The organism is Streptomyces sp. NPDC048606 (assembly GCF_040650855.1).
GTDB lineage: Bacteria > Actinomycetota > Actinomycetes > Streptomycetales > Streptomycetaceae > Streptomyces.
Genome location: NZ_JBEZIB010000033.1, coordinates 21,219 through 39,285 on the forward strand (window position 1 = coordinate 21,219; position 18,067 = coordinate 39,285).

Here is an 18,067-nt window from a genome sequence, read left to right on the forward strand (position 1 = left end):
CGGTCGGTCCGGCGGTCCGGGCGGCGCCCGTCGGACCGACCGGCCGGACGAAGCGCCACCCCGGGCGCGTCGGTGACCGTCGAGGCGTACGGCGCCCACCGCGAGGTGCGCGCACCGCACCCCGAACGAGGACCGAGGCGACCCATGGACACGTCGAAGCCGAACCCCTCCCGCACCGGCGGGCCGGAGGCACCCGGGGCGGACGCCCCCGGTACCCCGACCCGTGCCCGCACGCGCTTCCCGCGCCGCGGCCGAGGAAGCGACCCCACCCCGCCCGCCGGCCCCCACCACCTCCCGGCGCCCCCGCTCTTCGGCGCCCCGCACAGCTAGGGCCTGTCGTCGAACTCCCGCCTGCCCCGCGACGCCCGGCACGCGCTCTCGCCGCACCGGACGAAAGACCGAGTACGTCCAGTACACGGGCTTCCGCCCGGCACGCCGAGAGCACGCACCAGACGCCGCGGGGCCGCCCTCCGGGCGACGACAGGAGTTCGACGACAGGCCCTAGACCGCCGCGTCCGGGGGCTCCTGGTCCCCGTGGGCCGGGCCGTGGACCTCGCCGCCTCGTCGGTGCGGCGGGCCGGGGCGGCGATCGGGTACCCGTGGAGCCGACCGGCCGATCCCCTCCGGCGGGACCGCGAGGCGGTCCGCGTCCCGTTCGGGGCGCAGGAACAGGGCGGCGAGCGTTCCGGCGAGCGCGAGGAGGAGCGCGGTGAGCAGCCAGGCCCGCCCGTAGCCGGTGACGGCCTCGGGGGCGCCGTCGACGATCCGGCCCAGCACCACCGGGGAGACCACCCCGCCCAGGGACGACACGCCGACGACGACGCCGAGGACCGATCCCCGGCGGTGCGCCGGTGAGATCCGGGCACAGACCGTCTGGCCGACCGTCATCATCGGTGCGCACAGCGCCATCGGGCCGCACATCATCGCCACCTTCAACCACGGTGGGCCGACCACGAACGCGGCGACCGCCGCGGCCGCGCCGACCATCAGCAACCCCGGTCCCGCCCCGGCCGGCACCGGGCCCGCCCGGGCGCCGCGCACGCCGGCGCGCCGGGCCAGCAGGCCGTGGGTCAGCAACACGGCGGCGTTGGCGAGCGAACCCGCCGCCACCGCGAGCCCCGTCGCCCCGGCGGACCAACCCAGGGCCGTGTGCAGGTAGTCGGGGACCCAGGTGAGCTGCGCGCTGATCTGCCAGTAGACGGCGAAGCAGGCGAAGCCCGCCGCGAGCACGCTCGGAGAGGTGAGGATGCGGCCCAGGGGCGGCCCGTCGTCACCCGCGACAGCCCCGTGGTCACCCGCCCCGGCAGCCTCGCCTCCCGCCTCGCCGCCCGGCCCGGCACGCTGCGGAAGGGGGCCCGCCCCCACCGGCGGAGCGAGCGGCCCCTCCCGGCCCCGCAGGGCCCACACCGCCGCCCAACCGATCCCGGCCAGCCCCACGGTCCCGAAGGCCCACCGCCACCCCCACGCGGCGATGACCCAGGTCAACACGGGTGCCGCCAGGGCGACGCCCGCCGCCGCGCCGATCAGCAGCACGGCCGTGGGCAGCGTACGGTCCCGCTGCGCGAACCACCCGTACAGGTGGTGCGCCGCCACCGGGGCCGCCGGGCCCTCCGCGGCCCCGAGCAACACCCGGGTGGCGATCAGCACCCCCAGCCCGGCGCTCGGCCACAGCATCGGCAGCTGCGCCGCGGACCAGGTGAGGGCCATCGCCAGCAGCAGGACCGAGCTGCGCACGCGCCGGGTCAGCAGGGAGACCCCGATCGCGGAGAGGGAGAACAGGGCGAAGAACGCCGCCTGCGCGGAACCGAACTGCTTCCTGGTGAGCCCGAGTTCGTCCATGATCTCCGGCCCGGCCAGGCCCAGTACGGCCTTGTCCGCGAAGTTGACCACCATGAACAGCACCAGCAGCCGGGCGGTCGGCCAGGCACCGGGGAAGTACGGGTCGGGAACCCGCTCCCTGACGTCGCCGGCCCGCCTCACGGCGCGGCGTCGCCGTCCCGACCACCGGCCCCGACGGCATCGGCGGCATCGGCGGCGCCGGCCCCCGCCGGATCGTCCGCCAACCCCACACCGACCCGGCCCGCCGCCCGCTCGGCACCCTGCGGGGTGCGGGCCAGCTCCGTCGCCACGTCCGTCCCCTCCACCACCGCCGAGGACTCCGCCGCGGCCCAGGCGAAGATGCCGCGGGCCATGGTCGAGGTCTCGATCCCGGCCCGGTGGGCGTACACCTCGGCCCGCACCCGGGCCACCTCCTTGTCCCCGGGCGCGGCGAGCGCCGCCGTCTCCGCCAGGTGCGCGGCCAGGCGCGGCCGTCCGTCCGCCAGCAACTCGGCCGCCCGCGCCGCCAGGACGTGCGCGCCCCCCGCCGCGACGGCGAACTCGACGGCCACCTCCGCCTCCGGCGCCGGCTTGAGGTGCGCCGGGTTCTGGTCGTACCAACCTCCCCACAGGCGCCACAGGTTGCGCACGACGAACTCCGGCTCGTCGTACGCCGGCCGCAGGTACGGCCTGGCGAGCAGGGACTCCGGGACCCGCACCCCCCGCACGACCTCGTCCAGGCGCAGCCCCTGGTTCATCAGCTCGCGCGTACGGTCGCACAGCGTCTGGAGCAGGACGGCCGTGTCGGTCAGCGCCTCCCGCACCCGCCCCGCCCCGACGATGGGCACGCCGTGACCGGGCAGCAGGACCTCGGCCCCCAGGTCGGCCATGGCCCGCAGCGCGGCCGCCCACTCCTCCGGATAGCGCTGCGCCTTCTGCGGGTTCCCCGCGTTGGGCGTGTTCCAGATGAACAGGTCGCCCGTGCACAGCACCTTGAGCTCGGGCACCCAGACGTAGGTGTGGTCGTCGGTCTCGCCCCGGGCGTGCACCAGCTCGAAGGTGAGGCGGCCCTGCCGCAGGGTGCGACGGGTCCGGTAGGAGCTGTCCGGGTAGCGGTACTCGGTGGGCCAGTCCAGCCACGGCACTCCGAACTGCTTCCGGTTGATCCAGGAGTTGTAGCCGTCGGTGCGACGGTAGCGGTCGAAACGGGCCGCCACGGCCTCGTGCGCCACCACCTCAGGCCGGTGCTCCTCGGCGTCGAACGGACCGATCCCGCCCACGTGGTCCACGTGACCGTGGGTGAGGACCACCGCGGCCACGCGGGCCGCGGAGAAGTTCCGTACGGCCGTGTGCCGCTGCGGCGCGGACAGCACGTCCCCCGAGTCGACCAGCACCAGCCCGTCGCCGGTGTCGAACACCACCGAGTTCGCGAACCCCGGGCAGAAGCCCACCTCCTCGCGCAACCGGATCAGCCGCTCCCCGGACCAGACGCCGGTGAGGTGGTCCTCCAGGCCCGCCGTCCCGTGCCAGACGCGATCGGCGTAGGCCAGGTACTCCGGGGACCGGTCGGGCAGGTCCGGGCCGTCGGCGAACGGCTCGGGAACGACGGATGCGCTCATGGATCCTCTCCTTCTGCTTCCGCTCGTACGCGCGAACGGTGGTTCCGCGCTCGCACCGTGAGTCTCGGCGCCCGGGGAGCGCCGCGACACCGTCCCTCGTCACACAGGGCGGGGCCGGTTAGGGTGACGCGTCACATCTCCGGCCCCTGGAGGGCACGTGGTATCCGAGGCCGCCCGCACGCTCGCCGTCCGCTGCGAGGGGCGCGCCAACTCCCTCGCCCGGAAACTGAGCAGGGAGGTCTTCGAGAGCGTGCCCGGGTACGCCGAACTGCCCCCGGAGATCAAGGACCTGGAGATCGCGGCCACCGTCCGGCACGGCGTACGCCTCTTCCTGCGCGGCGTCGCCCACCCACCCGCCGACCCGGACGGGTACGCCCTCTTCCGGGAACGCGCCGCCCGGCGCGCCGAGGAAGGGGTCCCGCTGCACCTGCTGCTGCGCACCTATGCGCTCGGCGTGCACGGCCTGTGGCAGGTGATCCGGGAGGAGGCCCGGCCGGACGAGAGCGGAGCCGTGGCCGAACTCGTCGACCTGCTGCTGCGGGCCCAGACCGACGTCGTGGGGGTGGTGACGGAACGCTACCTGGCGGAGCGGGAGGCGCTCGCCGCCGAGCGCGCGGCGGACGGCACGCGCCTCGCGCACCGGCTGCTGGACGGCGGACTCGGCCCCGAGGACGTCCGGCACGCCGACGTGGACCTCACCGGCCCGCTCCTCGTCCTCGCGCTGGGAGCCGAGCCCGCCGCCCCCACCCCACCCGGTGGACCCGTCGGCCACCACCGGCGGCTGCGGGGCCTGCGGAGCGCCCTCGCCCGGATCCCCGGCGCCGCGACCACCGCACTGCTGGCCGAGGAGCCGGAGGGCGGGGACCTCGCCGGGCGGGCCGTGGTGCCCGGGTGCGCCGGCGTCCCCACCGGCCTGGCAGCGCACCTGTCGGAGGGGTACGGGGCCCCGCTGTACGTCGCCGCGGCGCACGCCCCGGATCCGGCAGGGGTGCCCGAAGCCGCCAGGACCGCGGCCGAGATCGTACGGATCGCCCGCGCGAGCGGTCTGCCGGCCGACCGCGTGCACCGACTGGACGGCGTCCTGCTGGAGTTCCACCTCTCGCGGCCCGGCCCCGGCAGCGACAGCATCGCCGGCCTGCTGGACCCCGTCGGGCACCGCCCGGAACTGCTGGCCACGCTGCGCAGCCACCTGGAACTGCGGCTGGACCGCCGGGCCACCGCCGCCGCCCTCGGCGTCCACCCGAACACCGTGGACAAACGCCTGGCCCGGCTGACCGCCCTGACCGGCCTGGACCTCTCCTCTCCCCGGGGCACCGCGCTCGCCCTGGCCGCCCAACTGCTCCGCGAGACCCGCCGACCCGCCCACGGCGCCCGCGACGGCGCCTGAGCGGCCGGGCCCCGACCCCTCCTGCGGCACGGCGCGGGACACCGACCGACCCCTCACGCCTCGGCGGTCGCGGGCCGCCGTGCCGCCAGGGCGATGGCGCTTCGGGTCCGCACCCGTACGGGAGCCGTGCGGACGGCGGACCGCGTACGGACCACGGCCACGGCCGCCACGACGGCGATGGCGACGCAGCAGGCACCCGCCAGGGCGAACGCCGCGCGCGCCCCGAAGGCCTCGGCGGCCACGCCGGCCAGCGGGGCGCCCGCGGCGGCCGAACCCAGCGTCACCAGCATGGCCAGCCCGGCCACCCGGCCCTGGAGCCCGGGCCCCGCCTCCATCTGCACGGCCGTCGCCGCCGTGGTGGTGAAACACAGCGCGGCGATCCCGACGGGGACGAGCAGCGCCCCGAAGGCCGCCATCGACGGGACGAAACCGGCCGTGACCTGGAGGGCGCCGATCGAAGCGGCGCAGACCGCGAGGGTCCGCAACGGACAGGTCCGCAGCCGGGCGGCCAACAGGGCGCCGAGCAGGGACCCGACGGCCAGCAGGGCGCTGAGCGCGCCGAAGGACTGCGGTGCGGCGCCGAAACCGTCGGTGGCCAGGGCCGGCAGGAGGACCGGCAGGTTGATCCCGAACAGGGCCATGAGCCCGCTCAGCACCAGCGTCCACCGCAGCCGCGGCCGGGCCGCGAGGACCACGAGGGCCCCGTGGCGCCGGGCCGGGGCTTCCGCGTGCGCTCCGGGCGCCCGGTCCAGAGCCCGGACGTGGCGCAGGGCGAGCAGGACGACCGCGCAGAGCACGGGGGTGAACGTACAGAGCAGGAAGGCCCAACCGGTGCCGAGGCAGCCGATGACCAGACCCGCGGCGGCCGGTCCGAGGATCCGGGCCAACTGGAAGTTCGCCGTCGCCAGTCCCGTCGCCGCGCGGCGGTGCTCGGGCGCGACCAGGCGCGGGATGAGGGCCTGTCGGGCCGGCCCCTCGACCGCCGTCATCACGCCGAGCGCCCCGGCGAGGACGCACACCGACCACATGCGGGCGGTACCCGTGGTGACCAGGACCGTCATCGCGAGCGCCAGGAGCGCGGCGGCCGCGTTGCACCACACCATCAGGCGCCGGGGCCGGTGGCGGTCCGCGATCGAACCGCCCCACAGGCCGAGGAGCAGCGCGGGCAGGCACTGCACGGTCACCACGAGGCCGACCGCCGCCGCGCTCCCGGTGAGTTGCAGTACCAGCCAGTCCTGGGCGGTGCGCTGCACCCAGGTGCCGGTACCGGCCACGGACTGGGAGAGCAGGAAGAGCCGGAAGGCCCGGGAGGCGAGGGGACCGTTCCCGCGGTCGCGACGGCGCAGCTCGCGCAGGGCGCGGGGGAGGGCGGTGACGGACGGGGCGGTGCTGTGCGGGAGGGGGGACATGGCACGTTCGCTCCTGGGCGTGGCGTGGAGTCCGTCGCGGTGGCCGCGCGAACGGGGCGCGGTCCGCCGGTCGGCTCCGGTGGCTCCTCGACGCTAGGAGGGAAGTCCGGGCCGCGGATTCCTCCGGACGGTCGGCGCGGGGGAGGAACCGCGTGGTCGCGGGCGGTCGAGGGGGCTGACGCGTTCGTCCGGTCGGGGGGCCGAACGGATGACGGGCGGGCCGGGGGCCTGACGGTTCAGTGGAGGGGTCGGTGCAGCAGACCCCCCACCCCCTGGGACCCGCCCACCCCGTACGGCACCGACGGGTCCCATCGTTCTGGAGGACCTGATCATGCGTGTCACCCGTACCATCGCCGTCTCCGGTATCGCCGTCGCCGCCCTCGGTTTCACCGGCTCCGCCGCCTTCGCCGCGGACACCGCCCACAGCCGCCCCGAGGTGGCGGTCCCGCACTCCTCGGCCGCCAACCTCCCGCACGCCCACCCCGCGACCGTCTTCGCCCAGGGCGGCGGGTTCAAGCTCGCTCCCGCCCCCGAGGGTGGCGGCGTCAAGCTCGCCTCCGCCCCCGAGAGCGGCGGGTTCGAGCTGACGTCCGTTCCCCGGGGCGGGTTCGAGATCTGAGCGGCGGGGCCCGGCCACGACCCCCTGACACGGAGCCGGGCGCGGCCGTCCCCCTCCCGGGCCTCCCCACCCCCGGCAGGCACGACGCGCCCGTCTCCGTGGTGTCGACCGCCCCGCACGCGACCTCCGCGTGCGGGGCGGTCGGTTTGCGTGAAAGCGGTCACGCCGTCACGCCGTCACGCGTTCAGGAGCAGGCAGTCCCACGGCACCGCGAGGGACCGCGGCAGCAGCCCGGCGTACTGCGCCAGCGCGAGGCAGGTGCCCGCCGCCCCGTTGAGGAACCCGAGTCCCGTCCCCCCGGCCGCCGGGAGGCCCGAGGGTCCCCGAGAGGCCTCCGCCGCCAGGTCCACGGTGACCCGGGCGGCGCTGCGCGCGAGCGTCCGGTGACCCGCGCGCAGCGCGCACACCAGGACGCCCGCGCTGCCGTGGCACAGGCCCGGCCCGACGGTGTCCCAACCGGCGGCGGGCCGTCCGGCCGACGCGGTCAGGACCTGGTCCGCGAGGCGCGCGTACGCCGGATCGCCCAGGGCCGCGGAGGCCGGTCCGAGGGCGCGGGCGATGCCCGGGGCGCCGTAGCACCACGCGTCCCGGCGGCCGTTCCGAGGGCCGGAACCCGAGCCGGCTCCGGCGCCCGTGACGCGCGGTGGCCAGGAACCGCCCTCCCGTACGGCCACCAGCCAGTCGGCCGCGACCCGTACCGCGGCCCTCCGCCCCGGCAGGGGCGGACCGGTGGTCTCGGCGAGGGCCAGCAACGCCAGCGGCCCGGCGATGCCGTGGGCCATCCCGGTGACGGCGCCGCCCCCGGGGTGCCCCGGGACCGGGCCGGGCCACCGCCCGGCGGGCCGCCACCGTCCCGGGCGATCCGGCGTTCCGTCGAGGACCATCCGCGTCAGGGTGGACAGCGCGGCCGTCAGCCCCGAGGCCGACTCGGCGGCCAGGCCGGATCCGTGCGCCGCGAGCAGCACCCTCCCGATGCCGGTGAGCCCGCTCATCACGTCGTGGACCGGCCCCGGCCACGGGTGGGCCTCCAGTGCCTCGGCCCGCGCCGCCAACGCCTGGGCCCGCGCCGCCAACCAGCGCACCGCGTCCCGCACCGCGTCGCCCGGCGGCTCGTCCCGGAACACCGACCCCGCCCCGACCGTCAGCGACGCGGCCAGGCCGCCCGGGCCCCGGTACACCCCGTCGGGCCGGGCGGCCCCGAGGGTCTCGGCGGCGAGCCGCCAGTGCGCCAGGGCGCGCGCGGCGGACCCGGGTACGGCGTCGGCGAGGGCGGCGTGCAGCAGCGCGGTGCCGGCGAGGCCGTCGCAGAGGGTGTGCCCGCGGTCCGGGGGCAGCGCGCGGGCCACCTCGACGGGGTCGGCCAGCGCGTCCGCGATCCGCAGGGCGACGTCGGCCGCCGCTCGCCGGTCGGCGGTCACGACGGGCGGCGCAACCGGTCCGAGGCCAGGGAACGCACGAGGCGCTCCAGCGCCGGATCGGGTCCCAGGAGCCGGTTGACGTGCAGGTGGATCAGATCGGAGGCGCACAGGGACGCCACCTCCTCCCGTCGCGCCACGTCGAAGCCCTCCCACAGCGCGGTCCGGTAGGCGGCCAGGGCCCGTTCGCGGGCCTGCCACCGCGCGGTCGGACGTACGGGGACCACGCCCTCGCCCGGCGCGGCCCGGAGCCGACCGCGCAGTGCCTCCCGCCACCGGCGGCCGGTGGCGTCGAGCGGGGCCCGGCCGAGCGCCGAGGGCGACCCGGCCGCCAGCACCCGTGCCACGGACACCGCCCCGGCCGCCGCGAGCAGGACGCGGTCCGCCGTCGCCGCGAGGGCGGGGTCGGCTGGATCCGCGTCGTCGGGACCGGGGAGGGACGGGTCGGGCCGGTCGAGTTCCGTGAGCGCGTCGAGCACCAGCGCGCTGTCGGCGACGAACACCTCCTCCGCCGCCGCGAGCCCCGCGCTCCCGCCGTAGCGTTCGGTCTCCGGTACGTACGCCTCCCAGCGCGCGGCGCCCGCCAATCCCAGGGCCGCCATCCGGGCGGCCCACCGCTCGGCGGCCCGCCGCACCCCGGGCGCCGGCCCACCCCCCGGACCGCCGAACCGGATCCGCAGATGGGGTCCGAACTCCGGGGTGTCGTAGCGCAGCCAGAAGCACCGCGGTGCCTCGGCGGCCAGCCGGCGCAGCACCGCGTCCTGCCGGTGCTCTGGCACCCGCAGCGCCAGGGAGGCCCAGCCGCGGGCCCCGGCGGGGTCGAGCACCGGCCCGCGCGCCGCGCCGGACGGTACGGCGAAGCAGCGGGGATCGAGCCGGACGGCGTTCCCGGGAGCCCTGGCGCGCAGGGACACGACGAGTTCCAGCACGTGCCCGCCGTCCGGTCCGCGCACGACCGCCGGGTCGTGGCCGGGACCGCCCAACGGTTCGAGGACGGCCCGGACGCCGTGACGCACCCGGCCGCGCAGCACCTCCCGGTCCCGGGCGTCGTCGAGGTCGACCGGGAGCAGGCGGTCCGCCTCGTCGACGAGGACGGTGCGGGGCGGGGCCGGCCGGGCGCCGGCCCGCCACGCGGCCAGCCGGGCCGCGAACCCGTGCGGCCGGTCGGCCGCTTCGAGGACCTCCTCGGGCAGGTTCCACCGGGCCGGCGCGAGCAGCACCTCCCGGTACCGCACGCGGGGGGTGTGGGGGAGCGCCTCGTAGGGGCCCCAGGACCACGTGCGCCAGGGCCGGGTGCCCGCCTGCCCCAGCAGCCGCAACAGTCGGGCGGCGGGGGGCAGCAGCGCGGGGACGGCCCGGTGGCCGACCACGGGCAGCACCGGCCGGCCGTTCCGCGGCGCCCAGAGCACCAGCCGGCCGCCGGCGGACACCAGGTACAGGTCGGCCGGGACGAGGTCGCCGGGCCGGGGCGGCACGTCCACGGCGATCCGGTACGGTGCCAGGCCGGCCGGGGCCGTGAGCGCGCCGGCGGCCGCGTCGGTCGGCCGGCAGACGATCTCGGCGACCATCGGGCCCGTCCCGTCCGACGGCCCGTCGTCGGGCCGGCGCGGCCACCCCAGCTCGGCGGCGTACCGGCCTGCCGCCGAGCCGGCCTGCTGCGAGCCGGAGTACGGGCACACGGCCAACCGCAACGCCCCGGAGGGCGCGCGCACCACCCGGACGTGGATCTCCGCGGACCGCGGCGGAGGCTCCGCGGACGGAGAGGTCAGACGGTCGACCAGGGCATCGGTGAGGACGACCTCCCCGCACGCTCCGCCGCTCCCACCCTCACCCTCCACTTCAGCTTCACCCCCGGCCCCGGTGGCGAGCCGGGCCAGCAGGGCGGACCGGTCCGGCCCCGGCTCGCGGAGCCTGCCCAGGCCGTCGTCCGCACCGGGCGGGCCGAGGCCCGCCGCCGGGTCCAGCACCTCGGCCAGCGGCACCGGCCGCCGCGTGCCGTAGGCGGCGACGAACCGTCGGTGGTAGTCGGCCAGCGGCGGCAGGGTCGGCGTGGTGCGCCACAGGACGTCGGCTGCGACGGCGGCCTGCTCGCCGAGGCGCGCGGGCAGTTCGATCCGGGCGTCGGCGTACGCGTCGGCCACCAACGGTCGTCGGGGCGGCGCGGGATCGCGCATCAGCCCGCCGACCGAGCGCAGCAGCGCGATGCGATCGGGCGCGCCGGGCGGCAGGGCGTCGGCCCGCGCCAGCAGGTCCCGGACCCGGCGCAGGGCGAGCCCCTCGGGGGTCGGCGGCGCGTGGTGGGCGAGGCGGCGCAGGGCGGCGTCCGGCCGGCCGTCGGGGGCGAGGTCGGTCAGCAGCAGCCCGGAGCGGATCAGCTCCCGGACCGCCGACTCGGCCGCCGACCGGGCCGCCGCGGTGGGTTCCGCCGCGCCGGCGGTCGCTCGGGCGGTCGTGCCGGCCGTCGTGCCGGGGCGCCGGCCCACACCGCCGTCGCCGGTCCCGTCACGGCCGTCGCCGGTCCCGTCACCGCCCGTCCCGCCGTCGGCGTCGCCGGGCTCGCCGCCGTCGGCACCGTCGTCCTCGCCGTCGCCGGACGCGGCCCACGCGGTGAGCCGGGCGAGGAGCGGGGCCGCGGCGTGCCCGCCGACGCAGGTGTCGAGCAGCCACCGGGAGACCCCGGTGACGCGGACGCTGTGCAGGGCGAGCGGCCCGGGGGGTCGGGCGTGTTCCACCTCGTACCTCCCGTCCACCGTACGGACCAGGGGGTGGGTGGTGAGGGTGAGACCGTCGAGCACCGAGGGATCGTCGAGCATCCGGTCGTACACGGCCGCGAGCCAGAGCGGGTTCGGGGCCGTCACCGCCCGGTGCGCGGGGCCGAGGGTCGGGGCGGGCGGCCCCGCCCCCTCCGGGAGGTCGGTCCGCCCGCTCCGGAACCGGGCCGTGGCCACCGCGCCGAAGACGCCGTGGGGCGTCGGCCGGGTCCGCGAACGGACCTCGTACGCCCGCAGGGCCCGCTGGGCCCGGGGACGCGTACCGTCGGCGGCCGCGAGGTCCGGGGCGGCGAGCAGGATCCCCTCGGCCAGCAGGCCGAGGCCGGCGCCGGGCCGGTCCGCGGCCCGCAGCGCGATCCGCGCGAGGGCCACGGGTTCGGGGTCGAAGAGCCGCCTCGGCGTCATGACCCGGCCTCGATCGGCTCCGGTCGCGGTCGGTCCGGCACGGGGTTCAGTCGCCGGCCGGCGTCGGGCGGCCGGCGGCCGGCGGCGGCACGGGGTCGGCACAGCCGGTCGTCATCCAGTCGGGCACCGTCAGGTCCCGGCCCCGGACACCCAACGCACCGGCGCCCGCGCTGTACGTGTCCCGCGTACGGGGGTCGAGCCGGAAGGCGTCGCCGAGGAAGTGCGCGTCCATGGTTCCTCCTCCATCGAGCCGGCGGGGCGGTCCCGCCGGCCGCGACCACCGTAGGAACCGTCGCCGCCGGCTCCCGTCCTCCGACCGGACGGTTCCCGGGACGACCCGCTCCGCCCGCCGTGGTCCCGCCCGTCATCCGGTCGTAGGACGGCGACCGGTCGCGGGCGGGGCGACGATGGCCACCTTTTCCGCTCGCCCCGTTGGGAGGACATCTCATGGAGAACGACCCGCCCGTCACCGGTACCCCGTCGCCCGGCCCGCTCCTCACCCTCGAACGGCTCGATGCCCGGGGGCCCGCGCGGGACGCCTGGGCGAAGACCTTCTGCGTCTTCTGCATGGGCACCTGCATGCAGGTCAAGACGGACGTCCCGCCGCGCCGCAAGGGCCGCGGGCGCCGGTAGGAGAGGAGGTGGAGGAACGAAGACGCGGACAGCCGACCGCCCTTGACCCGGTACGCGGACCGGATCAAGGGCGGTTGTGGTCAACGGGCCGCGCCCACCCCGTCGCCGGAGTGGCGTGCCGGCGGTTCGACGAAGGTCGTCGGGGCGTTGAAGCAGTAGATGCAGGAGCACCCGCGCTCCTCGGACCCGCTGCGGGGCAGCGGCGTCGGAACGAGGCTGATGTCGCTCGCGCGTGCGGTGGTGGTCGAGGTGAGTACGTTCTCGGACACGATTCCTCCTGGAAGACTGGACGTTCGGTCCGCACCAGCACACCAGCGGCCCGCCGCGCGTCAGGTCATCCGATCGGACCACGCGTCGGACGGTCCGGACCGACGCGGCGGCCCCGAGGCGCTGCGACGACACCCCGCGTCCTCCGATCGGGGGTACCGGCGAGGCCCCCCGACCCCACCTACTGTCCGGATGACGGAGAACCACGTGTCCGGCACGACATGGCCGCTGACCGGGCGCGGGGCGGAGCTGGAACAGTTCGCCGCCGCGTTGGACGACCCCTCCCTCGGGGCCTTCCTCGTCTTCGGCCCGCCCGGTGCGGGCCGTTCCCGGCTCGCCGCCGAGTGCCGGCGCCGGGCGGCGGGGGCGGGGCACCCGGTGTCCGTCGCCCGGGCCACGGCCGCGGCCGCGCGGGTGCCGCTCGGCGCCCTCGCGCACCTGCTGCCCCCGGACGTCTCCGCGACCCGACCGGCCCACCTCTACTCCCGGACCTCGGCCCATCTGCCCCGTCGCGCCACGGGCCGCGGCCGGCCCGTGCTGTTCGTGGACGACCTGCACCTGCTCGACACCGCCTCCACGATCCTGATCCGGCAACTCCTGGACGCGGGAAGGGTGTTCCTGCTCGCCACCGTCCGCACCGGCGTGCACGACAGCCCCGGTGTCGCCGCCGCGGCCGTCATGGCCGAACAGGACACCGTCCGGCGGGTGGACCTCGACCCCCTCGACGAGGAACGGACCGCCGCCCTGCTCAGGCATGCCCTCGGACGGCCCGTCACCGGCAGGGCGGTCGCCCGCCTGCACCTGCTGTCGGGCGGCATGCCCCTGCCGCTGCGCGAACTCGTCCGCGCGGCCCTCGCCGCGTCCACCCTGACGAGCGACGGCGCCGTGTGGGACCTGACCTCCACGGACGTCGCCCTCACCCCGCACCTCGCGGGCCGGCTGCGGGCCCAACTCCGGGCCGGCGGCCCGATCCGGGACCTGGAGGTGCCGGCCGTGTGCGGCCCCTGCCCGCTGGCGTACGTACGGGAACACCTCGATCACGACCGGATCGCCGCACTGGAACGCACCGGGCTGGTCGCCGTCACCCGCGACGGCCGCCGCACCACGGTGCGCCTGACCCAGCCGCTCCACACGGTCGTCCTGCGCCGCGACGTGCCCGAGGTCCGCGCCCGAAGCCTGCTGCTGCACTACCTGGCCTGGAACGAGGAGCGCGGGTCCCGCCGCAGCGGCGACCGGGGCATGCGGGCCGTCCTCACGCTCCGGGCCACAGGCCGCAGCATGCCCGGCGACCTGGCCGAGGCCGTCCGGCACGCCGCCGACTTCGAGGACCTCGACCGGGCGCGCGGGCTCCTGGAGTCCGTGCCGCGCGCACAACGCGACTACGAGGCCCTGCACCTGTTGGGCCAGGCCCTGTTCCGGGCCGGGGACTGCACCCGGGCGGAATGGGCCCTCGCCCAGGCCGCCGCGCTCGCCGGCGACGAGCGGGAGGTCCGCGACACCCTCGCCGCCCGCGTGCACAACTTCGTCTACGGGCTCGGCGACGCGACGGACCGCGGCCGCGCCGCGATCGAGGCCATCGAGGAGAGCGGGCCGCGGGTCACGACCGCCGTCGGCCGCGGCGAGCTGTCCCTCCTGAGGGCCACGGTCGCCGCCGGAGCCGGCGAGTTCCGGCGCGCGCTGGAGCTCTGCGCGGAGTTCACGGGCTCCGGGGCGTCGTCCCCGCAACCCGTGCCGACGCCCCTGGCCCTGCGCGCCAAGCTCCTGGAGGCCCTGTCCCTGGCCTGCCTGGGCCGGGCCGACGAGGCGGTGACCTCGGCCCGCGCCGCGGTCGAGACGCGGGCGTCCACACCCGTGCCGACGTCGCCACCGGCACCGGGGCCGGATCCGTACGCGGAGGTGACGGCGGCGGTGGCCCTGGACACGGTCCTCGTCAGCGTCCTCACGGCGGCGGGGCGCCTCGGGGAGGCACTGACGTACGGGACCCGCACCCGGGGCGGGCGCCGCCCCTTCGACCCGTACGAGAGCAGATGGCTGGTGATGGCCCTGGGACGGGCCGCGCTGGCAGGCGGCCGACTGGAACAGGCACGCCTGATGTTCGCCGAGGTCGTCCGGGCCACCCGCACCCAGCGCGCGGCCCTGTTCGCCGAGGCCCTGTGCCTCCAGGCCGCCGCCGCGGCGCAGCAGGGAGACCTGGAGGCCGCGAACCGCGCCCTGGACGAGGGCGGGCGGGCCGCCCCGCCCGGCGCCGCCCTCCCGGACCATGCCTTCGGCGCCGCCTGGACCGCGGCGTGCCGGGGCGAACTCGGCCGGGCCCGGCACCTGCTCGCCACCGCCGCCGAACAGGCCCGCCTCCTCGGCCACACCTGGCGCGAGTCGGTGCTGCTGACCGATCTGACACGACTGGGCGGAGCCGCCGACGCGGCGCCACGCCTGAGCGAGATCGCCGCCGAGCTTCCCGAGCCCGGGCACGTGGCCCGCTCGGACCTGGCCCGGGCCTGGCGCGACGACGACCCCGACCGCCTCCTCGAACTGGCGGACCGGTTCCACGCCCGCGGAGCCGACCTCCTCGCCGCGGAAGCGGCCTCCACCGCAGCCGCGACCCTGCGCACCCAGGGTCGTGCGCGCCGGGCCCAGGCCGCCTCCCGTACGGCCTCGACCCTCCTCGACCGGTGCCAGGGGGCCCTGACCCCCGCGCTGCGCACGGCCCACGCGGGCAACCGGCTGAGCACGCGGGAGACCGAGATCGCCCTGCTGGCCTCCCGGGGTGTCTCCAACAAGGAAATAGCCGCGGACCTGCGGATATCGCCGCGCACCGTGGAGAACCACCTCAACCGCGTCTACCACAAGCTCGGCGTGGACGGCCGTGGGGACCTCGGGGCCGCCCTCCGCCCCCACTGACACGGCCGCTCACCGAGCCCGCGCAATGAGTGGTGAACACTCACGACGCGCGGATCCGGCCGCCCTAGATTCCGACCGGGCGGCACGGAGCCGCCACACCGGAGGAGAAGAGGGGCGGGCGTGGGAGACGAGACGTACGACAGCGGATGGGACCTGGGGAGGCAGTGGAAGTGACCCCGGTGCGGAGCGGGAATCGGAGCGGGAATCGGAGCGGGAGGCGGAGCGCGAGCGGTCGCGGCGCGTCCTCCCCCCGTTCCTCCGGACGGAGGGCGAGGCAGACCTCCGCGGATTCCTAACGTTGTCGGGTCCCCGAGCGGGCGTACGGCGCGCCGCCGCGCCACCACGCGCGGCGCACGCAGCACAAGCGGAACGCGCGCCGCGCCCGTGCTCCCGATTGCGAGCGTCACCAGCCATGAATCAGATCGACACGGCTTCCCCCACCCCGACCGGATCGCCCCCGACCGACACCACCCTGCCCGGCCTCTTCGAGGCGCAGGTCGCGCGCACGCCGTGTGCGCCGGCCGTGGCGGGGCCCGACGGGATGGTGAGCTACGCCGAGTTGAACGAGGGGGCGAACCGGCTGGCGCGGTATCTGGTCGCCGTCCACCGGGTGGGCCCGGAGGACGTGGTGGGCCTGGCGGTGCCGAGGTCGACGACGGCGATCACGGCGTTGCTGGCCGTGTCGAAAGCGGGGGCGGCGTACCTGCCCCTGGACACGGCGCATCCGGCGCGCCGGACCTCGGCCGTCCTGGAGTCGATCGCTCCCCGGTTGCTGTTGACCACGCGCGAGCAGGCCGAGGCGCTGCCGCGGACCGGGACGCGCCGGATCCTGGTGGACGAGCTGACGTGCGCGGGCTGGTCGGCGGCCGATCCGACGGACGGGGACCGGACCGCGCCCCTGCGCCCCGAGCACCCGGCCCGGCTCCTCCCCACCCCCGACCCCACGGGCACCCCCGAGGGCGTCGTGACGACGCACGCCGGCCTCGTCGGCCCGGCCGCGAACCTCGAACCACGGTTCGCACTGGACGGGACGAGCCGGGTGCTGCAACTCGCCTCGACGAGCCTGGACGCCGCCTCGACGGAACTGCTGATGGCCTTCGCCTGCGGCGGGACGCTCGTCCTGCCGCCCCCCGGCCCCCTCGCGGGCGAGGAACTGGCCCGCACCCTCACGGACCACCGCGTCAGCCACGCGCTGATTCCCCCGGCCACCCTGGCCACCCTTCCCCACGACGACTTCCCGCACCTGCGGACCCTGGTGGTGGGCGGCGAGGCCTGCCCGGCGGAGCTCACCACGCGGTGGTCGCCGGGCCGCCGCATGATCGACACGTACGCGCGCGCGTACCCGTCGGACGAGGGGGTGTGTCCGGCACCGCCGGGCGCGGTGGGCCGGACGAGGAACAGGGGCTGACGGCCCCGCAGCCGATCACGGTTCCTCCGGCGGATGGTCCGAAGGCAGGACGACCGGTGCGGCGGACCCCTGGTGTGCTGGGGCCTGTCGTCAAACTCCGGGGCCGCCCGCCGGGCGACGACGGGAGTCGGACGACAGGCCCACCCGGACACCCCACCCCGCACCCGTACGAAGGACCGCCATGGACCGCCCCGGCCACCGCCCCACAGGACGCGCCACCGCCGCGTGCGCCCCCGGGACCGCCTCCGTCCGGGGGGCCGTCGCCCTGGCCGCCCCGCTCGCCGTCGGGCTGGCGGCCCACCACCCCGAGTACGGCGCGCTCGCCTCCCTCGGCGCCCTCCTCGGCGTGCTCACCGCCACCGCGCCCGCCCGCCGGACGCGGCTGCGCACGGTCACGGCCTCCCTCCTGCTCGGTGCTGCGGGCGCCGCCCTCGGCGGACTCGTCGACGGCCGGGGCTGGACGGCGTTCGGGGTGCTGACGGCCCTGGCCCTGCTCTCCGGGATGCTCTCGGCGCTCGGACGCGCCGCCTCACTGGCCGGACTGATGCTCCTGCTGAACGCCGTCCTGGCGGCCGGGGTGCCCCCCACCGGCACGCCGTGGTGGCTCCCGCCCCTGCTGGTCGCCGGAGGCGGGCTGCTCATCCTGGCCCTGTGCCTGCCCACCGGGCTCCCGGGCACGGGAGCCCGGCGCGCCCGCGCCGCCGCCCCGGCGCCGCCCGCACCGCCCGCGCCCCGTCGGCCGCGTGCCTTCCTCGCCTCGCCCGCCCCGTGGTGCTACGGCCTGCGCCTGGCCCTGTGCGTGGGCCTCGCACAGGCCCTGGTCGTCCTGATGCCGTACGAGCGGGCCTACTGGGTCCCCGTCACCGTGGTCTTCGTCCTCAAGCCGGACCTCGGCTCCGTCTTCTCGCGCGCCCTGCTGCGGGCCGCCGGCACGGCCACCGGGCTCCTGGTCGCCGTCGCCGTGTTCGCCGCCGTGCCGCGCGGCTGGTGGGAGCTGCCCGTGCTGATGCTGCTGGGCGCGCTGCTCCCCGTCCTGTCCCGTCGCGGCTACGGCTTCCAGACCGCGGCCGTGACCCCCGTCATCCTCCTGCTGTCCGACCTCGGAAACCTGGAGGGGGCCGAGCTCGTCGGCCAGCTGATGCAAGACAGCCTGATCGGCTGCGCGATAGCGCTGGTGGTGGGCCACCTCCTGTGGCCGGGGGCCCGACGAAGCCGCTCGGACGCCGGCCGCACCGCCGATGTCGCCGCCTCGGGCGAGGCGTCCGTACGTCCCCGACCGCTCCCCGTCGGCCGATGAGCCGGGCGCGGGCGGGCGTTCGTCCTGCCCGGGGGCCGATCGGACGACGCGGCGGGGTAGGCGTGACGGGTCCACTGGTCGGATCGGTGCGGCACCCCGCCGGACCCGCCTCCGCGCTCCA

At 77.3% G+C, this 18,067-nt stretch carries 13 protein-coding genes; 6 read left to right on the forward strand and 7 right to left on the reverse strand.

What is annotated here, in order from left to right:
* Positions 1-501 precede the first annotated feature (501 nt).
* Positions 502-1,980, reverse strand: coding sequence for an MFS transporter (locus tag AB0D01_RS29805; RefSeq protein WP_363060622.1), 1,479 nt, complete (start codon positions 1,978-1,980; stop codon positions 502-504).
* Positions 1,977-3,437: an alkyl sulfatase dimerization domain-containing protein gene (locus tag AB0D01_RS29810; protein WP_363060624.1), complete on the reverse strand. Its 1,461-nt coding sequence runs from the start codon at positions 3,435-3,437 to the stop codon at positions 1,977-1,979. The genes AB0D01_RS29805 and AB0D01_RS29810 overlap by 4 nt, the downstream gene beginning before the upstream one ends.
* Before the next feature lie 157 nt (positions 3,438-3,594).
* On the opposite strand from AB0D01_RS29810, the gene AB0D01_RS29815 reads away from it, so the two are divergent.
* Positions 3,595-4,824 (forward strand): helix-turn-helix domain-containing protein, encoded by a 1,230-nt coding sequence (locus AB0D01_RS29815; RefSeq protein ID WP_363060626.1) that lies wholly within the window; start codon positions 3,595-3,597, stop codon positions 4,822-4,824.
* Positions 4,825-4,877: 53 nt separating this feature from the next.
* Here AB0D01_RS29815 and AB0D01_RS29820 read toward each other — a convergent pair whose 3' ends face one another.
* Positions 4,878-6,233: an MFS transporter gene (locus AB0D01_RS29820; RefSeq protein ID WP_363060628.1), complete on the reverse strand. Its 1,356-nt coding sequence runs from the start codon at positions 6,231-6,233 to the stop codon at positions 4,878-4,880.
* Between the two features lie 331 nt (positions 6,234-6,564).
* On the opposite strand from AB0D01_RS29820, the gene AB0D01_RS29825 reads away from it, so the two are divergent.
* On the forward strand, positions 6,565-6,852 hold the full coding sequence (locus AB0D01_RS29825; protein ID WP_363060630.1) for a hypothetical protein: 288 nt from the start codon (positions 6,565-6,567) through the stop codon (positions 6,850-6,852).
* Between the two features lie 176 nt (positions 6,853-7,028).
* Here the strand turns inward: AB0D01_RS29825 and AB0D01_RS29830 are convergent, their stop codons facing one another.
* The 3 genes from AB0D01_RS29830 to AB0D01_RS29840 are packed head-to-tail and all read right to left on the reverse strand — an operon-like array spanning position 7,029 to position 11,675.
* The gene (locus AB0D01_RS29830; protein WP_363060632.1) at positions 7,029-8,270 is read right to left on the reverse strand and encodes a lanthionine synthetase LanC family protein; all 1,242 of its coding nucleotides are present in this window, start codon (positions 8,268-8,270) and stop codon (positions 7,029-7,031) included.
* Positions 8,267-11,443 carry a lantibiotic dehydratase gene (locus tag AB0D01_RS29835; protein ID WP_363060634.1) on the reverse strand — a complete coding sequence of 1,059 codons (3,177 nt, stop codon included), beginning with the start codon at positions 11,441-11,443 and terminating at the stop codon, positions 8,267-8,269. Before AB0D01_RS29835 ends, AB0D01_RS29830 begins: the two co-directional genes overlap by 4 nt.
* A gap of 46 nt (positions 11,444-11,489) precedes the next feature.
* Positions 11,490-11,675: a hypothetical protein gene (locus tag AB0D01_RS29840; RefSeq protein ID WP_363060636.1), complete on the reverse strand. Its 186-nt coding sequence runs from the start codon at positions 11,673-11,675 to the stop codon at positions 11,490-11,492.
* A 215-nt stretch (positions 11,676-11,890) separates the two neighbouring features.
* Here AB0D01_RS29840 and AB0D01_RS29845 point away from each other — a divergent pair, with 215 nt between their 5' ends.
* Positions 11,891-12,076, forward strand: a complete 186-nt coding sequence (locus tag AB0D01_RS29845) for a hypothetical protein (protein WP_363060638.1) — start codon at positions 11,891-11,893, stop codon at positions 12,074-12,076.
* A gap of 80 nt (positions 12,077-12,156) precedes the next feature.
* Here AB0D01_RS29845 and AB0D01_RS29850 read toward each other — a convergent pair whose 3' ends face one another.
* Positions 12,157-12,345, reverse strand: coding sequence for a hypothetical protein (locus tag AB0D01_RS29850; protein WP_363060640.1), 189 nt, complete (start codon positions 12,343-12,345; stop codon positions 12,157-12,159).
* A 205-nt stretch (positions 12,346-12,550) separates the two neighbouring features.
* Here AB0D01_RS29850 and AB0D01_RS29855 point away from each other — a divergent pair, with 205 nt between their 5' ends.
* The 3 genes from AB0D01_RS29855 to AB0D01_RS29865 all read left to right on the forward strand — a co-directional run bounded on the left by AB0D01_RS29855 (position 12,551) and on the right by AB0D01_RS29865 (position 17,946).
* Positions 12,551-15,241, forward strand: a complete 2,691-nt coding sequence (locus AB0D01_RS29855) for a LuxR C-terminal-related transcriptional regulator (protein ID WP_363060642.1) — start codon at positions 12,551-12,553, stop codon at positions 15,239-15,241.
* Between the two features lie 412 nt (positions 15,242-15,653).
* A complete protein-coding gene (locus AB0D01_RS29860) occupies positions 15,654-16,649 on the forward strand; it encodes an AMP-binding protein (protein WP_363060644.1) in 996 nt (331 codons plus the stop codon).
* 181 nt (positions 16,650-16,830) lie between these two features.
* Entirely contained in the window at positions 16,831-17,946 is a 1,116-nt protein-coding gene (locus tag AB0D01_RS29865) for an FUSC family protein (protein WP_363060646.1), read from the forward strand.
* The last annotated feature ends 121 nt before the right edge of the window (positions 17,947-18,067 follow it).

What these genes read in the sequence shown, in the direction of transcription:
- AB0D01_RS29840 (WP_363060636.1), bottom strand. Translation starts at nt 11,675, where the DNA reads ATGGACGCGCACTTCCTCGGCGACGCCTTCCGGCTCGACCCCCGTACG.
- AB0D01_RS29820 (WP_363060628.1), bottom strand. Translation starts at nt 6,233, where the DNA reads ATGTCCCCCCTCCCGCACAGCACCGCCCCGTCCGTCACCGCCCTCCCC.
- AB0D01_RS29865 (WP_363060646.1), top strand. Translation starts at nt 16,831, where the DNA reads ATGGACCGCCCCGGCCACCGCCCCACAGGACGCGCCACCGCCGCGTGC.
- AB0D01_RS29810 (WP_363060624.1), bottom strand. Translation starts at nt 3,437, where the DNA reads ATGAGCGCATCCGTCGTTCCCGAGCCGTTCGCCGACGGCCCGGACCTG.
- AB0D01_RS29835 (WP_363060634.1), bottom strand. Translation starts at nt 11,443, where the DNA reads ATGACGCCGAGGCGGCTCTTCGACCCCGAACCCGTGGCCCTCGCGCGG.
- AB0D01_RS29860 (WP_363060644.1), top strand. Translation starts at nt 15,654, where the DNA reads ATGAATCAGATCGACACGGCTTCCCCCACCCCGACCGGATCGCCCCCG.
- AB0D01_RS29825 (WP_363060630.1), top strand. Translation starts at nt 6,565, where the DNA reads ATGCGTGTCACCCGTACCATCGCCGTCTCCGGTATCGCCGTCGCCGCC.
- AB0D01_RS29845 (WP_363060638.1), top strand. Translation starts at nt 11,891, where the DNA reads ATGGAGAACGACCCGCCCGTCACCGGTACCCCGTCGCCCGGCCCGCTC.